Origin of the sequence: Marinospirillum minutulum DSM 6287 (assembly GCF_000422325.1) — a bacterium.
In the GTDB taxonomy this organism is placed as follows: Bacteria; Pseudomonadota; Gammaproteobacteria; order Pseudomonadales; family Halomonadaceae; genus Marinospirillum; species Marinospirillum minutulum.
Genome location: NZ_AULO01000015.1, coordinates 1 through 18,123 on the forward strand (window position 1 = coordinate 1; position 18,123 = coordinate 18,123).

Consider the following 18,123-nt stretch of genomic DNA (forward strand, 5'->3'; position numbering starts at 1 on the left):
TTGGCCGTTTCATCAAGAATAGTGGTGGTTACTGTGGCTTTATCGTAAGTCACGGTTTCATAAGTGCCACTACCATCGGCAGTATTGGCGGCATCTTGGTTGTAAGACTTATCCACCAAAGACACGGTAAAGGTTTCGCCACTATCCGCTAAGGCATCGTCGACTGCTGTGGCACTAAAAGCAGTACCTAGAGTAACGGTGGTATTGCTGGTGGTGTAATCTGCATTGCTGGTGGTGCCGTTATTCTTAAAGTTAACCTCAACCTCACCTGTTGGCTGATTAGCAAGCAGATTGCCACTGGCATCCACGGCTTTAACCACATAGTGTGCAGAGGTATCGCCATTGGCGGCATCTTCATGGATTTGCGTTGCATCGACTGGATTGCCATTGGCATCCAACAAAAGGTTGCCTTGGTCATCGGAAGCAAAAAGCTTCAGAGTGAAAGCCGAGTCATTGTCACTGGTGTCGGCTGGGTCATTGGCCGTTTCATCAAGAATAGTGGTGGTTACTTTGTCGCCATAGGTAACTAGGTCAAAACCTTCTGGGTTACTCCAGTCATTGTTTAGGCTAAGGGTGAAACTTTCACCTGAATCAGATAAAGAGTCATCTTTTGTCTTAACCTCAAACATTTGCCCAATAGTGACAGATAGGGTGGTAGGTGAAGAATAATCCACACCAGCGGTTGCGCTGTCTGAAGGTAGACCAATAGAAACAGTAACTGTGCCACCTGGCTGGATAGGTAGCTGATTACCCTGGTTATCAAAAGCAAGAACTATGTACTGACCAACGTCCGGAAACTCTTGCCCAGAACCTTGAAAACCCGGCTCGTAAAGGGTATTGACTGGCACATATTTGCCATCCACTACTGCAAATAAGCGTAACACTACCTCTGTTGGCTCATCTTCTGGAAGCAGTGTGCCCGGGTCTGGGATAGCTTGAGGTGATTCTAGTCTAGGTTCTAAAGGCTGGGTTTCTGTAAAATCATTTTCTTGTTCTGTTAGGTTGCCTTGTGCCAAGTTACTGAGCGATTCTAACGGAGTAATAAAGTCATCAACAGCAGCCTCTGAGGTGCCAGGGTTTTCATTTTGGTCATCAGCAGGCGGATTAATTGGGTCGGTAACTATGGGCGGGTTAGCTTCATTAACTAGCTGTTGTTCACCGCTAGTTGTATCAACTGCGCCAGCATTAAGGCGAGTATTTTCATCTGGGGGCGCATTGCTTGAAAGTGCTTCAGTTATTATTTGACCATCAGTGTATTCAGTGTGATCAACAGAAAATGCTTCAGGGGTAAAGGTTTGAATATTTTCATTACCCGACTCTTGTGTGTTGCCTAAAACATCTGAAGTATCGTTGCTTTCTTGCTCTTTAGGCTCAGCAGTTTCGCTACGGCTTAAGACGGTAGATTCATCAAATAATAGGGCTTCATCTGAAATATTTTGTTCATTTGAATTATCTGGTTGGTCAGCCATAACTAAACACCTCGGGTGGAAGAGATAGATTTATATTTATTTTGGTTAGTACAAGACTAGCTGCAACAAAGCTATTTAGCAGCTAGCCATAAGTTATATTTTATCTGACTGGGGTTAACGCTCATTAAAGCTATTAGCTAGCCCTTTAGTGATGGGGTCAGCAAGGTAGGCTAGAAGTGTTTTTTCACCTGTTAAAATATCAGCAGAAACCACCATACCGGGCATTAAAGGAAACTGGCTTTCTTCCTTCCCTAAATAGCTTTTCTCTAAAGAGACCCAACCTTTAAAATAGGGTTGCTCTCTTTCATCCAAAGTACTAAATGCTGAGACTCGACTTAACGTACCCTTAGCATAGCCATAACGAGCAAAATCATAGCTGCTGACTTTAATGTTCACCTTCTGCCCTAAGTGAAGGTAACCTATGTCATCTGGGGAAATACGCACTTCTGCCTGGAGCTCAACATGATCGGGCACAATTTGCATAAGAACGGCACCGGGTTGAATCACCTGCATTTGGTTATTGATTGCTAGGTTAAACACCAAGCCAGTGGCCGGTGCTCTTACCCATAACTCATCCAAGCGACTGGTTACTTTGCTTAGCTCTTCTTCTGTTTCTGCTATCTGTGCTTCTAGTTGCCCTAGCTCTTCTAGTGGCTCTTGAAGAATTTGGTTTTGAGTTTCGAAGAAGCGGCTTTGAGCTTCTGCAAGCTCTTGCTCTATTAGATTGATTTCTTTCAAAATTCTATCTTCTTCGCCACGGGCAGTAATTGCAGCTCTCTCTGTTTCTAGCAGGGTAATACGAGTAACTAGGCGTTTTTCAGCCATTTCTTGGCGCATACTAAGCATTTGCTCCGTTAGTTTTCGATGCTTTCCTGCTGCCTCAAGCGATTTAGTTAACTGTTCTAACCGAGATTCTCTTTGCTGAATTTGTCGGTTAAGAATATCGAGCGTTAAGTCTTTGACACGTAGCTGATTATTTAGCTGCTCCTGCTGTACTGCCACCAGGGTTGAGTAGGAAACATCGTAACGGCTAAAGTCAGGTTCACGGTTCATAATGAAGGCTTCTAGGCGCTCAGCTCTTAACTTAAGTGATGCCAAGCGTCCTTCTATTTGCCGTAAGTCAGAAAGTGCCCTAGTGTCATCTAGCTTAACAAGTAGATCACCTTCCTTAACGGCTGTTCTTTCTTCAACAAACACTTCTGCTATGGTTCCACCATTTAAGTGCTGAACAACTTTAATTTGACCTGAAGGGACAATTTCGCCTGGAGCAAGGGTTACTTCAGTAAGTTGAGTTAGCGATGCCCAAATAAAGAAAACGACCACTAAAAAAACAATTAAAAACAACACTGGTTTAGCGTAAGAAGGTATTAACTCATCTTCTACCTGGATTGTTTCAGATAAAAGTCTACGCTGACGCGCACCAAAAGAGACTTTTGATCCCTGCGAATCCATATAGGAACCTAGTAGTCCATCTGTTTTTTCTTGCTTAGAAGGCTTAGTCATTAGTTTAGTCCTGCCATAATTTTATCTTCAACCTCAGCATAGTTGCCACGTGCTGTAATCGAGCCATTTTCCATATAAAGAATATAGTCAGCATTACGCAAATGGCTTGGACGGGGTGTTACAAGAATTAAAGTGACACGTCCCTTTAACCAGTTAATACAGCGCATAAGAGCTTCTTCTCCTGCATCATCCATACCATTACCTGGCTCATCTAAAAGAACCACTAATGCAGGCTTTAAAATGGTACGGGCTAAAGATAAACGCTGCTTAAAACCACTAGATATCTGATCGGTACTGGTATTAGAAATTCTCGTATTCAGCCCTTTTTCCATACGCTCCACGTCTTTATCTAGCCCTGCCATCTTAATAGCCCACCAAAGCTCCTCTTCTGTTGCTGCTGGGTGAACTAGCCTTAAGTTTTGCGCTAAGGTGCCATAAAAAATGTCACACTCCTGAGGCATGTAGCTAATGGTAGAGCGCAAATAATCAGCGGCTAACTGTCGAGTATCTATGGCATCAATTTTAATAGAGCCAGCCTGAGGGTAATAAAGGCGGCTAAGCAACAGTAGCAAGGTAGATTTACCCGAACCGTCTGGGCCAGTAACACCTAAGAATTTTTTGGTAGGTACTTTAAAGGTTATACCTAAAAGAACAGGGTCTAGGTCGGCAGCATAACGAAAAGAAACACGATTAAAGTCTAAGCTTCCTGCATTTAAAAAGCGGTTGGCTTTATGGTTATAGCCATCCGTTTCTTGAGCTAGCTTCATTAACTGATTTACTTGAAAAATATTAGTTGAAATGCGAGACCAGCTAGTTAAAGCAGTAAACAAGTTTTGCAAAGGTGAAATTAAACGCCAAGCCAAAATCATGGTGGCCATGATAGTGCCGGGAGTAATTGCCCCTTGAATAACCATATAAGCAGAAGTAACCAGAATAGCTAAGCCAGTGAAGCTACCAATAAGGTGAGAAATAGCCGCTATTTTTTGCTGTGCCTGCTGCTCCGCAAACTCGGTATGAGCAGATGTGCCACTAATATCTCGAAAACGCCTCATCCAAACACCTTGCCCGCCGAGTGTACGTAATCCAGCCATCTTTCCTAAAGACTCATCTATCAGTTCACTTTTTTTACCAGACACTTCAGAAACAGCTTCAGCGGATTGATCAACCCCAGAACGTGTTAAGAAAAGCAGCAATAAAAATGCAGTAATGGTAATTAACATAACGCCAGCAGCCCAAGGGTTAATAATAAAAATAACCACTAGCAGAATAAGACTGGCTGGCAGATCAAAAATAAGCGTGACCAGAGGCCCCAAAAACAAATCCCTTAAGCGCTCTAAACTTTTAATTCGACTAATTTGCCGACTAACAGAAACACCGTTCAAAGATGCCGCTGGCAATCTGAGAACACGCTCAAAAATTGAGTTTCCTAACACATACTCAATTCGACCACCTATGTAAGCAAGCAGCTTTCCACGGAGCAGGTTTAAAAACCAACTCACACCTATAGCTAAAAACACTCCAATTAAAAGATAAGCACCCATAACTATATCGCCACTGGGTATGACGGTATCAAATACAGATCTAACAAAGAGGGAAGGCGTTATAGCCAGCGCAGTGCTTAGTAAAGTAATAATAAAAATAAGCGATAAATGCTTACGAAACTTCCAAAACAGTGACTTTACCCAAGACTTTTTATTAGCATCATTACTTACAGCTAGGGGTTGAAAAACATAAATTTCACCACTAGTAGAAGGTAGGGTTTGCCAAACTTCTTCACGGTTAGTTTCACTATTAAAAATCTTATAAGACCCATTAGGTAAAGCCTCTAGCACTACCATTGCAGGTTTATCTTCAGGCATAAAAACACAAGGTAGCAAACGGTCATCAAACTTTTTGAAGTGAGCACCAAAATAGCGTGCCCGAAAACCCATGTTAGCCATGGCACCAAAAAAGTAAGATAAATCTATATGGTCAGCTAGGTGGGGTAGTGCTTGAGCAAATTCGCGGGCACTTTCATTCCAACCTAGAGAATAGGCTAAGGGGAGTAGGCAGCGCGACAAGTCAGATTCATTAAATACGCGTGTTTTAATAACAGAATCTATGGAGTCATCGGCCCCAGGCTTTTCAAACACAAGGTCTTCTTGATCTTTACGAGAAAAGATAAACTTGCCTTCATCCGGCTCTAATTTACCCTCATGAATACGGTAGATAGTATCTGCAAGTTTAATCATGGATGGGCGATTAGTGACCATGACCATGGTTAGCTCACCCTTGCGTGACTCTAAGTATTGACGCAGCTTTTTATCACTTTCAAAGTCTAAGGCGCTGTTAGCTTCATCAAATAAAATAACAGCAGGGTTGAATGCAAGTGCTCGAACTATGGCAATTAGCTGACGAACACCCATGGGTAGCGTTTCACTCGCATTTTCACCTAAAGGCGTTTGATAACCTTGTTTCATGCTAGCAATAATAAAATCTAAACCTATCTGTTTAGCAATTTCTAAAGCTCTTGCTTCTCGATTAGGTTCAAACATGGTTAGGTTGTCTAAAATTGAGCCTACAAAAACAACGCCCTCTTGCGGCAACATAGCGATTGTTTGGCGGAGACTTTCAGATTGGAATTGATTGATAGGCTTGTCATCAACCAGCACGACCCCCTCATCAAGCTCTTCAATGCCATTAATTAAAGAGAGTAAGGCTGTTTTACCACTGCCACTGTCACCACGAATGGCTAGGCACTGTCCCTTGGGTATATCTAAGTTGAGTGCTTTAAAAAGGTACTTTTTTTCACCTTCTACATCAAAACTTAAAGAAACATCTTTTAGGCTAAGCCCATAATTAACGGAACTCAGAGGCGTTAAGCCAGTTTCAGAGTGGCTGGGCATAGACAAAAGCTCGGTTAAGCGTTTATCCCCCGCAACAAATGCTTGGTAGCGCATCCAAATACTTAAGCCTTTTTGTAAAGGCTGCAGCGCCCTAACCGATAGCATCATGCAGGCAGCAAGTGCTCCTGAGCTCATGTCGCCTTCTAGCACCAATAAAGCACCAAAAAAGATAACTAAAACTATCATTACCTGCGACATAATACTGCCAAGGTTGCTGGCAAAATTATTACCAAAAAATAACCGCTCACCCTGACTAGCGCTACTTTCTTTTAAACGCTCATAGCGTCTTTGCATAATGCTTTCTAGCGACATAGTTTTAATTGATAAAATACCCGCTAGCACTTCAGTTAAAAAGCTAATGCGCCTTTCATCGTTAAGATCACGCATAACAATTTGTTTGTACATCCAACGACCAAAAAACAGCATGGCTAGCATAAAGAAGAGAATCAATAAGATAGGAACAATAACCAGGCTGCCAGCTACCAACCAAATAACACCCAGAAAAACAAATACAAAGGGCAGGTCTAGCAGAACTAAGAGGGCATTGCCTGAATAAACATCAGAAACCTTAGATGCTGCCTGCATTTTTTCCGCATAAGCGCCAGGTTCTTCTTTACCAAAAAGCCGCATAGGAATTTGAAAAACTTTATTAAGTACCTGCATACTAGCTTTGTGTTTGAATCTTGCACCTAGCCAGTTAGTAACGGTTGCATTCACTCCCTTAAGTACTTCTTCTAAAACCATCATTAGCACTATGCCAAGCGCTAAAACAACCAGCGTATGAATGGATTCATTTTTTAAAACACGGTCAAAAATTTGCAACATGCCAAGAGGTAAAGCTAAAGCAAGCAGGTTGGTCATTAAAGAGGCGAGTACAATAATAGGAATTAAAAGCTGTAAGTCGCGTGATGCAAGCACTTTTCTTAAAGAGCCGATAACGCTTACTTTTGTTTCCGATACAGTCGTATTATTTGAATTCAGGCTCATGTGCTTTACTTAACCAGATTTGTATTAGGGTTGTAGTGAAAGAAGTAACTAAGGGCTTTTTTTACAAGTGGGTGTTTAAAAGAAGCGACACCTGCTTGGTAGTTTAAAATGCCAAGTGCTTCCGCCTGCTTAATAGAAGTTTCTGTGTAGATTAAATCGTCTTTCATTAGCTCACTAAGGTGTTGCAAAGTAACCGGCTGTTGGTGAATAGCAATGCAATAAAGCAGCTTCCAGTCGACTTTAAATTTATCAATACGAGAGGCAATCGTGATCATTAGTGCCAGTGATAGCGGTGCATCATTTGTAGCTTTTACTAGCTCACGGATAAACAAGGGGATACCACGTGCCTGATCTAAAATGGTGGTCTGTTCTTCGGTTGTTCTGCTGTTAATTAAAGAAACGCTAGCGTTTTTATCTAACCTATTAATCTGCTTTAAACGATAAATAGAGCTGAGTGTTTTGCTAATAGCGTAGCTTTGCGGTTGGCGACCAGAAATAATAACTTGAGTGTTTTTAGGTAATTTATTTAGAAAATTAATCAGCAGTGTTTTGTTTTCTGCTGTTAGGTGATGGGCGTTATCTAAAATCAAAAAATTGTTGGTGGTTGGGCTAAGTTCAAGCAGCACTTTATCTAACCTATCTAAATAGGTGTGCTGCTCACTAGTAAGCAAGCCAGAAGATAAAGCATGAACATAAAAAACCTGCCAACTGTCTTTAAGTGCTAAGCGTGCAGCTTCTCGGCACAGACGAGATTTGCCCATGCCGCTTTCACCCTCTAGCACCAGAATAGAGTACTTTTTAGCCAGCAAGTCATGAATAAACAAAAGCTCTGAATCACGGCCTATTAAAGGAAGGTCGGTTGGTGTATTCCAATTGTTTAACTGGTGCAGTTCAGAAAAAGCGAGCTGGTTAGCAGCGCTACTTGGTAAGAGTAAATCAAAAGCCTGCATAATGGATAGAACAGAAGAATCAAAAGCTAGGTAGCCAGTTGCTGTAATGCTTCTAAGCTTATGTGCTTGCGTTAATAAATGGCTACCTACCGTCTCACCGGACCAACCACCAAAACGGTTTTGGCTAACCTTTATTAGCCCTGCTATTAGTGCGCCCGTTAAAGCTAGCTTAGATTCGCTAGGTTTAGGCTGCTCCTCAATAAAGGCTTGCATCCTATGAAAAAAATGCTCTGCAACCTGAATAGCCATACGCATATCTTGAGTTGAGGAGCGTTTCAAGCCAAAAATTAAATCGCCATCGCCTGCTTCTCGGCTAATAAACAGTGCTTGGTTATCAAAAGCCATTTCAGAAAGGCTGGTATGAAAAAGCTTCATGGCAGTAAGAGGCAGTTGGCTAGGTATTTTTAAGCTTAAAATAATAGCAGGGCGATGGGTTATTAAGGTTTGTTGAGAAAAAGCTGTATCAAATTCTGACTGATCTTTAAATTCAGCCAAACGAGCAACTGCCATGGTGCGGTTTTTTACATTAAGCTTTTTAAAAATGGTTACCAAGTGTTGCTTAACAGTGCCTAAGCTAATATTGAGCTCTTTAGCAATTTCTTTATTAACCTTACCCTGCTGCATAAGCGCCAGAATTTGTTCTTGGCGCTGTGTTAATTCAGCAATAACAGAAACAGCGGATGTTGTAAGGGGTTGTTTTGCCATGACTAGCCTCTGATCACTCCATGATCGGTAGCGAAATCTGCGTACCTTTCCAGTCAATGCTAATTTGCTTAGCAGTGATTGCTTGAATTAGACCGCCACCATAAAGGCTGTCGCCCACTCGGTGATAATAAACCTCATCTTCTTGTCCGCCTGAGTGAATGCGAGCAATAAGCTGTCCATCAGGGCTTTTTTCAACACCTTCAAAACTATAAATAGGGCGTAATAAATAGTCATTGTTTTGATAAGTAACGATAGCCCTATTGGAACTGGCTTTCTTTAACTGACTTCCAAAGGCTAGCATTTCTCCAACAGAAGCAGCCTGAATGGCATAGGTGCGGTTATCAATTAACCAGGCCTGATCAGCTTCTATTTTTAGTAAAGAATATAAACGCCCAAACTCTGTACTGCTTAGCTGGTTAGCTTTATTGCTGCCGTACTCAGTGTAATCAATTGCTTGTCTAGTCCCTTCGCCTGTTTCCTGATCAGCATTTAGGTGTAAGGCTTGAAAAGACTCGCCTAGCAGGTGGGATTGTTTTTCTATTTCATTAACACTAAACCAGCCTATATATTCAAAGTTTTCTTTTGGTTTATAAAGGGTACAGCGTTGTTGCTTACTTCTTAACATTTGGCACCAAGCAACGGCATCTTGCTCTTGCTCAAAGCCTGTAAAGTTAACGGAATACCAAACGGCATCACCTGCTGGTGTAGGTATATTTACGCCCACCTGCTCAACAATTAAGGTTTCAGCAGGTTGCAGGCTTGCGTATCTGCGGGGTAAATCGCGCATTAAAGCTTCGATAGCAAAGCGATCAAATACCCCCGCTAACTTTACTAACCAAGGGCTAGCAGTAAATTCTTGAGGTTTTTCTAGCCAACCTAGCGCCTTGTTTTCTAAGGTTGAGGATTCAAACAGTGCATCTTGCTTTTGGTTGGTTTTAAAAACAGGGTTGTTTTCACTGATTTCTCGGTAAGGAATACCACCGCCTAAAGCAGAATAAAAATCGACAAAGGCTTGATAATATTCAAGCTCTAACTGATAAAGGTTATCTTGCCGCTCTTGATAAGATTCCATCGAGTCAAGGAAGGTTAAAAAGTCGATTCCACCGACTGAATAAGACTCAAACCCAAAGTCTTGTGCAACTTTGGCAGCCTTGGCTGACTCTTGCTGCATGGCCAAACGCTCACCACTATATTCTAATTCTGTTACTGCTGTTCTTGCTGCAAGTAGCCCGTTATGAACTGTGTTGACATAGCTTTCAATGAGTTCGTTACGGACTGCTTGAGCAAACTTAACTTCCTGTTCTTTTGCACCACCATCAAAAACAGTCGCACTCAAAGTACCTAGTGCATTCCAAATTAGGGTGTTAGGTTGAAAAAGATCGGCAGGGTTTCTTACCCCAGAACTTAAATCGGCTGCTAGCGTAAGCCCAGGTAGAAGTGCTTTACAAGCAACGTCTAAATCGGCATCAGCCGCTAGCATACCCGACTCAATGGTACGTATATCAGGTCGTCTTAATAAATGGGCAGTAGAAATGCCTTGGACACTTTTAGGTAGAGCAATGCTTTTCAGGCCAGCATCAGAAAGCTGTAGTGTGCCTGGTGCAATACCCATAAGGTGTGCTATTTCATAACGCAGTTGCTGGCGTTCTTTTAACAAGGTGGGTAGGCGAACACGGGTACTAAAAATAGCAGAGCGTTGAATTTGCATTTCAACAACCGTGGCATCACCTAAACGATAGCGATCCTCCATAGCTAAGAGCATAGAGGTTAGGGCTTTTTCAGTTTCTTTAGTGTTACCTATTCGGTCATTTAGCGAGAGGTACTGAAAATAGCTTTTAGCTAGCCGTGAGATTAAATCGAGAAGCTGAGCATCGTATTGAAAAACTGCTTGCCTAAGCTTGAGGTCTGCAGATTCACTTAAGCTTTTGCGCTGCCCCCAAAGGTCTAGGGTGTAGCTACCGGTTAAACCAACTTCAAGCTCTTTCTGCTGCCTAGGTGTGCCCCCTCTTGGAACAGAACCTATGCCCCCAAGCGGTGCTTCTAAGTTGTAGCTTGTTTGAGCAGTTATTAAAGGCAAGCCTTGTGCTTTTGCTTGAAGGTAACGTGCTTTTGCTTGCACAACCCGCTGTGCGGCTATTTGTAAGTTTTGGCTGTTGGTAATTGCCCGATCAATTAAAACTTCTAATTCTCTATTGCCTGTGTAGCGCCACCATAAATTAAAGTCAACGTCGTTAGGCGCTTGTATGGTTGGGTTTTTTGTAGAAACTTCAGCAGTGTTGTTGACTGAGGTTACTTCGTCCCCCAACTCAGGAAGGGTAACTATATCTTTGCTTACTTCATCTGGTGTAGATGAACAAGCAGCTAATCCAAGGGCGATTAGTAGAAAAAAGATTCTCACAACACGCAAGCCTCTTGAAAATACGGCAGTAACATAAGCAATTATCTCTACAAAAGAAGTCGGGAGTTCTACTAGCTCTTTTATTCAGAAGCTTAGGCCTACCTTTCCATTACCAAGCATTAGATGAGAATTTTGTAAACAAAAGTAATAGGCTGGATTCTTTAGGCTGGCTTGATTCTCTTACTAGAGTTAGTCGTTTTTATAGTTAGTTGGCAGGGAAATGTAACAAAATGTTGGGCAACTGAAAAGCTATTTAAGCAAAAAGCTGATCTAGGTCTAGTTATTCTCTCTTAGTCTGACTAAAACACACTAAAAACTAAGCTGTTGCTGAATAAGCATATAGCAGCTAGTACCTGCTAGCATGGAAAGCAGCGCATTACGCCGCCATAGGTGTAAGACAATAACTAACGCAGCAGGCACTAGTGCATCTAAGCCAAAAACTGGCACTTGCCAATGGGCTGAACGGGGCAGAAAAATAGCTACTAATACCGCCATAATGCCAGCGGGTAGGTAGCGCCCAAGGTGTTGTGCTAAAGGGTGGCTGCTGTGTTTGCCTAAGAAAGCAAAAGGCATTAAGCGAGTTAAAAAAGTAGCTGCCGCAGTAACGAGTATAAAACTAAGCAGGTAAAGGGTTTCATTGCTCATCGACAGGCCCTCTTGCTAGGCGATTTTTATAACGGTGTTTGTTGGCTGGGTACTGCCAAAAGAGCACCACACAAATAAGCAGCATAGCAATTAGGAGTTGTTGGCTTTCAGGAAAAACTAATAGGGAGAATAAGCCCGCAGCAAAACCTAGCCAAATGGGGAAGCTTGATTGCAAGGCCTTGTACTGTTCTATGCAAAGCACAATAAATAAGGCAACTAGCGCAAACTCTATTCCTGTTGCATCAAAGGTAAGCGCACGCCCTAGCCAAGCACCTAAACCACAACCCACTATCCAGTAACCTTGGTTAAATAGCGTAATTAAAAAATCAATTTGTTGTTCTCGCTTTTTATCTTCACTACGAGCGCGGCACGTTAACAGCGAATAGGTTTCATCGGTTAGTCCAAAAATTAAATAGGGTTTACGCCAACCAGCACCCTTAAAAGCTTCTAGCAAAGAAAGCCCATAAAAAACGTGGCGAGCATTTAATAGCAGCATGGCAATAAATACTTGGGTTAATCCTGTAAAGGTAACCAGCAAAGTGACAGCCAGTAATTGACCCGAGCCAGCATAAATAATGACCCCCATAAGCGGTGCTATCCACCAGGCGTAGTCCAGTTGGGTACTGAATAAAACGCCAAAAGAAGCGCCCAAGGGTAGATAGCCAAACAGTACTGGCAAAGATGTTTTAAGGGCAATTAGCCAATTATGTTGTGGCATTAACTACTCTTTTCCATTATCTCTGGCTTTAAACGGCGAGAAGTTTCAGGGTAAAGCAGGTTAAGTGCCACAGCGCCACCATCCACCACAACGGCAGCATGTTCCCTTGTTAATAGCCTAGGTTCGGCTACACCACAAGAGTGAGCAATGGTTTCTACTTCATGCACTAGATTGTGGTGGTAGTTAGCAACACGCACAGCTTTAACACTGGGCACTAAACCTTGTTGAAGGTGTGGGTCATGGGTAGTAATACCCGTTGGGCAGGTATTTTTATTGCACTGCAAGGCTTGAATGCAACCTAAAGCAAATAAGAAGCCGCGTGCTGTAACAACAAAGTCTGCACCCATACAAATGGCCGCAGCAACTTCGGTTGGGTTAATCAGTTTGCCAGAAGCGATAACACGAATACGCTCTCTTAAACCCTTATGAATAAGTTGGTTAACTAAAAGTGGAAGGCTGTCTCTTAGCGGTAAGCCAACGCTATCCATTAAAGGCATGGGCGCTGCACCCGTTCCACCATCTGAACTGTCTAGGGTAATAAAGTCGGGTGCTGAGTCTATCCCTCTAGCATTAACAGCATCACAAAAATCTCTTAGCCAGCGTGTTGTACCTAGCACTAGCTTAAAGCCCACGGGTTTTCCGGTCACTTCACGTACATGGCTTATAAAATCAAGCAGGCTATCAATGCTGTGAATTTCTGGGTGGCGGTTAGGGCTTATGGATGCTTCACCAGCAGGAATACCACGTGCTTCAGCAATTTCAGGGGTTACTTTTTCACCCGGCAAAATACCGCCTTTACCGGGTTTGGCACCTTGCGAAAGCTTGATCTCGAACATTTTCACCTGTTCCATAGCAGCCAAGGCTTTCAGTTTGGAATCGTCTAGCTTGCCCTGTTCATCACGCACACCGTATTTAGCCGTACCAATTTGGAAAACAATGTCGCAACCGCCTTCTAGGTGATATTTAGATAAAGCACCTTCACCTGTATTCATCCAGCAGCCTGCTTTAGCTGCACCCATAGCTAGGGCTTGAATGGCAGGTTTAGACAGGGCACCAAAACTCATACCTGATATATTTAAAAACGAAGGTGCATCATAGGGTGTAGGGCAGTTTTGACCAATGCGTAAGGGTTGGGTTGTGGCTGCATCTTCAGAAAGGGTAGGAAAGGGGCAGTTTAAAAAGTAATAAGTGCCAGGCTTGGTTAGGTCACGGGTAGAACCAAAGGCAATGGTGTTATCAATATTTTTAGCAGCACGATAAACCCAAGAACGCTGAGCACGATTAAAAGGCATTTCTTCTCTATCCATAGCAAAGAAGTATTGACGCAAAAACTCACCTAAATGCTCAAAAATATAGCGAAAACGACCAATTAAAGGATAGTTACGACGAATGCTATGGGCTGTTTGCTTTTGGTCTGCACGGTACATAAAAAATGCAGCGATGAGCAAGCCAAGCAGCAGTAATAAAAACAAAGTACCTATAACAACAACAAAAATAGCAGCGGCTTGAATCCAGCTTTCATTCATGGGTTTCTATCCGGTAGATGAATAACCCTCTTATGCTAGCTTGAAGTGGTCACTAAGGCCAACTCAGTGTTTAAAAAGTCATAGAGTAACTAGAGAAATGCCATTGGGTGGTTATTTATAATTTTGATTAGTCACGTAATAAGAGTTGAGAAAAGTTGACTGCCTGTTGCTGAATAATAGCGGTTAACTCAGAGGTTAAAAAGGGTTGGGAAATGCTTTGGTAGGCAGGGCTTAAGCATTGTCCCGCTCTAGCAACTTGTAAGGCAACTTTCTTAACCTGTTTGCTAGCTAGCCAGTTTAATAGGCTGTTAATCGCAGCTAAGTCAAAATCTTTTGGGTGAAGTGTGGTTCTTACTTCATAGTCAACTTTAGAAGTTTGTAATAGGCTCAAACTTTGCTCCGCTTTTACAGCAACACCGGGTCGCCCAGTGACTGCTTGGTAGTTAGCTGGCTCAGCTTTTATATCTAGCCCCACCCAACTGAGGTAAGGCAGTAAACTTTCTAAGCGTGAAGGGTTAATGCCAGAAGTGTGTAGCCCAACTTTAAACCCTAGCTGATGCGCCTGAATAACCGCAGGTAAAAGTGCTGGTTGGCTGGTGGGTTCGCCACCACTAAATACCACCGCTTCTAATAAACCAATACGGCTAGTTAAAAATGTTTCTATCACTTGCCAGTTAGGGCTAGCGTCTTGAGGTGCGTTGGGCAGCATTTGTGGGTTATGGCAATAACCACAGCGCAGCGGACAGCCTTGGGTAAAGACAACGCAGGCTAGGTGGTCGGGGAAATCTAAAGTGGTCATGGGGGTTAGCCCAGCGACCACTAAATGGTTAGCAGTTAGCATCTTAGTTTTAACTAGCGTAACTAGTTTCAGTAAAGTGGCGGCGCTCTGCATGTTCCGATTGTTTGCCAGGGTTGAACTGAGCAACAGGACGGTGATACCCCATTACTCTTGTCCAAACTTCGCAGCGCTGACGTTCGTGGTCTTCAAGTTTTAAGTTGTTGGTTAGTTGGGTTTCATTGTTCATGGTCTTTCTCCTAAAGGTTGGTTTTTTCTACTGCTTGTTGGGCTTGGCGCTTTTTAATTAGTAAGGCCTCATCACACTTAGGGCAAAATTCTTGCTCCCCATCTAAATACCCATGCACAGGGCAGATAGAAAAAGTAGGCGTAATGGTTAGGTAGGGTAAATGAAAGCGGCTTAAAGCGGTTTTAACTAGCTGTTTGCAGGCTTGGGCACTAGAAATTTTTTCACGCATATAAAGGTGCAATACCGTACCGCCGGTATAACGCTTTTGCAGTGCATCTTGCAGAGTTAAAGCTTCAAAAGGGTCGTCGGTATGGCCTACGGGTAGCTGGCTAGAGTTGGTGTAATAGGGTTTTTCAAGCGTGCCTGCTTGTAAAATATCTGGGTAGTGTTTTAGGTCTTCTTTGGCAAAACGGTAAGTTGTGCCTTCTGCCGGTGTGGCTTCTAAGTTATAAAGATGCCCTGTTTCTTCTTGAAACTGCTGCATTTTTTCCCGAATAAAATCTAGCAAAGCTAGGGCTAATCGCTGGCCTTCTGGGTCAACTAAATTCAGTGCATCCTTAGAAAAATTACGCAGCATTTCATTAATGCCATTAACACCTATTGTGGAAAAATGATTACGCAGGGTACCTAAATAACGCTTGGAATAAGGGTAAAGCCCTTCATCCATCCACTGTTGAATGCGCTGGCGCTTAACTTCCAAACTGTCACGAGCCAAGTCGAGTAGTTTATTTAGCTGGGTAAGCAAAGCCTGCCAATCACCCTGGTAAAGGTAGCCAAGTCGAGCACAGTTAATAGTAACCACACCGATAGAGCCGGTTTGTTCTGCAGAACCAAACAGCCCATTACCCCGCTTAAGTAGTTCACGTACATCCAACTGCAAACGGCAACACATAGAGCGAACCATGTGCGGCTCTAGGTCGGAGTTTAAAAAGTTCTGGAAATAGGGCAAGCCATAGCGAGCGGTTAAATCAAACAGCAATTCAGTGTTGGGGGAATCCCAATCAAACTCAGGGGTAATGTTGTAGGTGGGAATAGGAAAGGTAAAAACACGTGATTTGCTATCGCCTTCTAGCATAACTTCTAAGTAAGCACGGTTAAGCAAATCCATTTCTTCTTGTAGGTCACCATAGGTGTAGGGTTGTTCTTCGCCACCAATAACGGGTACTTGCTCTGCTAAATCGACAGGGCAAACCCAATCAAACGTTAAATTGGTAAAAGGTGTTTGCGTACCCCAGCGTGAAGGTACGTTTAAATTATAAATAAACTCCTGAATACTTTGCCTTATTTGGCGGTAGCTTAGCTTATCTTTGCGTACAAAAGGTGCTAAATAGGTATCAAAAGAACTAAAAGCCTGAGCACCCGCCCATTCATTTTGTAAGGTGCCTAAAAAGTTAACCATCTGCCCCAAAGCACTGGATAAATGGCGTGGCGGATTGCTTTCTGCACGTCCTGGCACACCATTAAAACCTTCAAATAATAACTGCCTTAAAGACCAGCCAGCACAATAGCCAGATAACATATCTAAGTCATGGATATGTAAATCACCTGAACGGTGTGCCGCACCTATGGCAGGTGAGTAAACTTCATTTAACCAATAGTTAGCTGTCACCTTGCCTGCTACGTTAAGAATCATGCCACCTAACGAATAGCCTTGATTGGCATTAGCACGAACTCGCCAATCATCGCGATGTAAATATTCCTCTATGGTGTGTCGAACATCTACCTGTTGGTGGTTTGTTGGGTAGTTAATCGAAGGTATGCTATTCATAATGTATGCCGTATATAGTTAGTTTTTTTAGATTAAACACAATATCTAGTGGTTAAGAGCTTAAGCTAGTTGGAAAAGACCACCTTGATGAATATCAAGCTTGGTTAGTTGATGATCTTTTAAGATGGCTGCTCAGTTCATCAATAAGGAAACAAAATGCTACCACCCCCCTTGCCTACTGCGTTGCACAGACTTTTAGAGCCAAGTCGTTGGTTGAGTAAATTAAATTCACACCTGCCGCTTAGGGTAAAAAAAGCCGTTTTAGAGCCTCGCCTAAACCGCTTGTTTGCAGAAGCATTAAAAGAGGAGGAGTTTGAATTATTGGAAGGACGTTACTTAAGCCTTAAGGTGCAAGATTTAGGTATAGAGGTGACTTTAACCTTAAACAATCAGCGCCTAGAGGTAGCAGATAAACTGGGTGAAACGGTGATTCGTGGTAACTGGCAAGCCTTTGTACAGTTAGCTTTGCGTAAAGAAGACCCTGATGGTTTGTTTTTTCGTCGCCTGTTAATAATTGAAGGGGATACCGAGCTAGGTTTGGGTGTAAAAAACCTGCTCGATAGTTTGGATTGGTCCTTAGATAAAGGTTGGGTAGGTGGGCTTTTAAATCGAGTTGCCCTAACTAGTTAGTATTTATCTGTTCACCGCCTGGCTCGCCAAACCAGTAGCCATTACAAGAGTCTAGCTCGACTAGTTGCAAGGGGTCGCTGCTTGGAAGCTGACCTTGGCGAGCCAAATCAAACTTATGCACAACCGCTTCTAAACCTTGATAAATAGGACTAATACGCACATGGCTCACCCCTAGTTGCTGCATATCGGGTAGTTGTTGAATTAAGTTATGGCAAGCGCCCGAAAGGGTTTGAATGCCATTAAGTGTAAAAAGCTGTTGGTTCTCTTGGGTTTTTAAAGGCAAACCTGCTGGGTAATCTAGGCACACAAACTGGCAGCGGTCTTTAGGTAAGTCATGGTGACGCGCAGTAAAGCAACGTGCCGACCAAGCAAGCGGTAAATGCCCAAAGGCAAAAACTTCGGTTTCTAGGGTGGGTGTATTCTGCTGAATAAAGGCCTGCTGGTCGGCAAGGGTTGAGCGTGACAGTTCCACAGGAAAACACCAGCGTTGCATTCCTTGTTCAGCAAGCTTTTGCAGGGTGGCGGCGTTGTAAATATTAATTGCCGCACCCGCAACAAAAGGCAGCTCTAACGCTTTACAAACTTGAACAGCGCTTAAATCATTGGCTTCAATTAGCCAGTTGTTGTCTTTGGCTTTAACTGCCTCAAGCAGCTTATAAAGGGATCGTAAATCTGCACTGGATTCCAACAGGGTTTGTGTTGCAATAACGACTTCTTTGCCTGCATTGCTTAATACTTGTGCAATCTCTAACCAATCTTGCTGTTTTAATTCACGCCTGCGAGAGCAAACGGTTTCGCCTAGATAGACTACATCAACGGGTAGCTCAGCAACTTGACCATAAAATTGATGCACTTCTTTGCTGGGCCAAAAATACAGTAGCGGACCAAGGGTTAGTTTCATTGGATTTACTCCA

General features: G+C 42.9%; 13 protein-coding genes. 1 reads left to right on the forward strand and 12 read right to left on the reverse strand.

The window, feature by feature from the left end; genetic code table 11:
* The 11 genes from H571_RS14800 to H571_RS14810 all read right to left on the reverse strand — a co-directional run.
* The coding region (locus H571_RS14800) for a hypothetical protein (protein ID WP_036218034.1) at positions 1 to 1,469 on the reverse strand (1,469 nt) is incomplete at its 3' end.
* 114 nt (positions 1,470 to 1,583) lie between these two features.
* The gene (locus H571_RS0109160) at positions 1,584 to 2,972 is read right to left on the reverse strand and encodes an HlyD family type I secretion periplasmic adaptor subunit (RefSeq protein WP_027849038.1); all 1,389 of its coding nucleotides are present in this window, start codon (positions 2,970 to 2,972) and stop codon (positions 1,584 to 1,586) included.
* Positions 2,972 to 6,844: a peptidase domain-containing ABC transporter gene (locus H571_RS0109165; protein ID WP_027849039.1), complete on the reverse strand. Its 3,873-nt coding sequence runs from the start codon at positions 6,842 to 6,844 to the stop codon at positions 2,972 to 2,974. Before H571_RS0109165 ends, H571_RS0109160 begins: the two co-directional genes overlap by 1 nt.
* 5 nt (positions 6,845 to 6,849) lie before the next feature.
* On the reverse strand, positions 6,850 to 8,499 hold the full coding sequence (locus H571_RS15560) for a LuxR C-terminal-related transcriptional regulator (RefSeq protein WP_051168261.1): 1,650 nt from the start codon (positions 8,497 to 8,499) through the stop codon (positions 6,850 to 6,852).
* Between the two features lie 13 nt (positions 8,500 to 8,512).
* On the reverse strand, positions 8,513 to 10,897 hold the full coding sequence (locus tag H571_RS0109175) for a TolC family protein (protein WP_027849040.1): 2,385 nt from the start codon (positions 10,895 to 10,897) through the stop codon (positions 8,513 to 8,515).
* A gap of 309 nt (positions 10,898 to 11,206) precedes the next feature.
* Positions 11,207 to 11,542 carry a branched-chain amino acid transporter permease gene (locus tag H571_RS0109180; RefSeq protein WP_027849041.1) on the reverse strand — a complete coding sequence of 112 codons (336 nt, stop codon included), beginning with the start codon at positions 11,540 to 11,542 and terminating at the stop codon, positions 11,207 to 11,209.
* Positions 11,532 to 12,260, reverse strand: a complete 729-nt coding sequence (locus tag H571_RS0109185; RefSeq protein WP_027849042.1) for an AzlC family ABC transporter permease — start codon at positions 12,258 to 12,260, stop codon at positions 11,532 to 11,534. Before H571_RS0109185 ends, H571_RS0109180 begins: the two co-directional genes overlap by 11 nt.
* Positions 12,260 to 13,786: an FMN-binding glutamate synthase family protein gene (locus tag H571_RS0109190; RefSeq protein WP_027849043.1), complete on the reverse strand. Its 1,527-nt coding sequence runs from the start codon at positions 13,784 to 13,786 to the stop codon at positions 12,260 to 12,262. The genes H571_RS0109185 and H571_RS0109190 overlap by 1 nt, the downstream gene beginning before the upstream one ends.
* A 127-nt stretch (positions 13,787 to 13,913) precedes the next feature.
* Entirely contained in the window at positions 13,914 to 14,678 is a 765-nt protein-coding gene (locus H571_RS0109195; protein WP_342664341.1) for an anaerobic ribonucleoside-triphosphate reductase activating protein, read from the reverse strand.
* Complete coding sequence (gene nrdD / locus H571_RS16190) at positions 14,635 to 14,811, reverse strand: anaerobic ribonucleoside-triphosphate reductase (protein ID WP_027849045.1); 177 nt, start codon at positions 14,809 to 14,811, stop codon at positions 14,635 to 14,637. Before nrdD ends, H571_RS0109195 begins: the two co-directional genes overlap by 44 nt.
* A gap of 10 nt (positions 14,812 to 14,821) precedes the next feature.
* Positions 14,822 to 16,579, reverse strand: coding sequence for a ribonucleoside triphosphate reductase (locus tag H571_RS14810; RefSeq protein ID WP_036218035.1), 1,758 nt, complete (start codon positions 16,577 to 16,579; stop codon positions 14,822 to 14,824).
* Positions 16,580 to 16,735: 156 nt separating this feature from the next.
* Here H571_RS14810 and ubiT point away from each other — a divergent pair, with 156 nt between their 5' ends.
* The gene (ubiT, locus tag H571_RS0109210; RefSeq protein ID WP_027849046.1) at positions 16,736 to 17,209 is read left to right on the forward strand and encodes a ubiquinone anaerobic biosynthesis accessory factor UbiT; all 474 of its coding nucleotides are present in this window, start codon (positions 16,736 to 16,738) and stop codon (positions 17,207 to 17,209) included.
* Here the strand turns inward: ubiT and H571_RS0109215 are convergent.
* The gene (locus H571_RS0109215; protein ID WP_027849047.1) at positions 17,202 to 18,110 is read right to left on the reverse strand and encodes a U32 family peptidase; all 909 of its coding nucleotides are present in this window, start codon (positions 18,108 to 18,110) and stop codon (positions 17,202 to 17,204) included. The two genes, ubiT and H571_RS0109215, sit on opposite strands and share 8 nt — an antisense overlap.
* Positions 18,111 to 18,123: the final 13 nt, after the last annotated feature.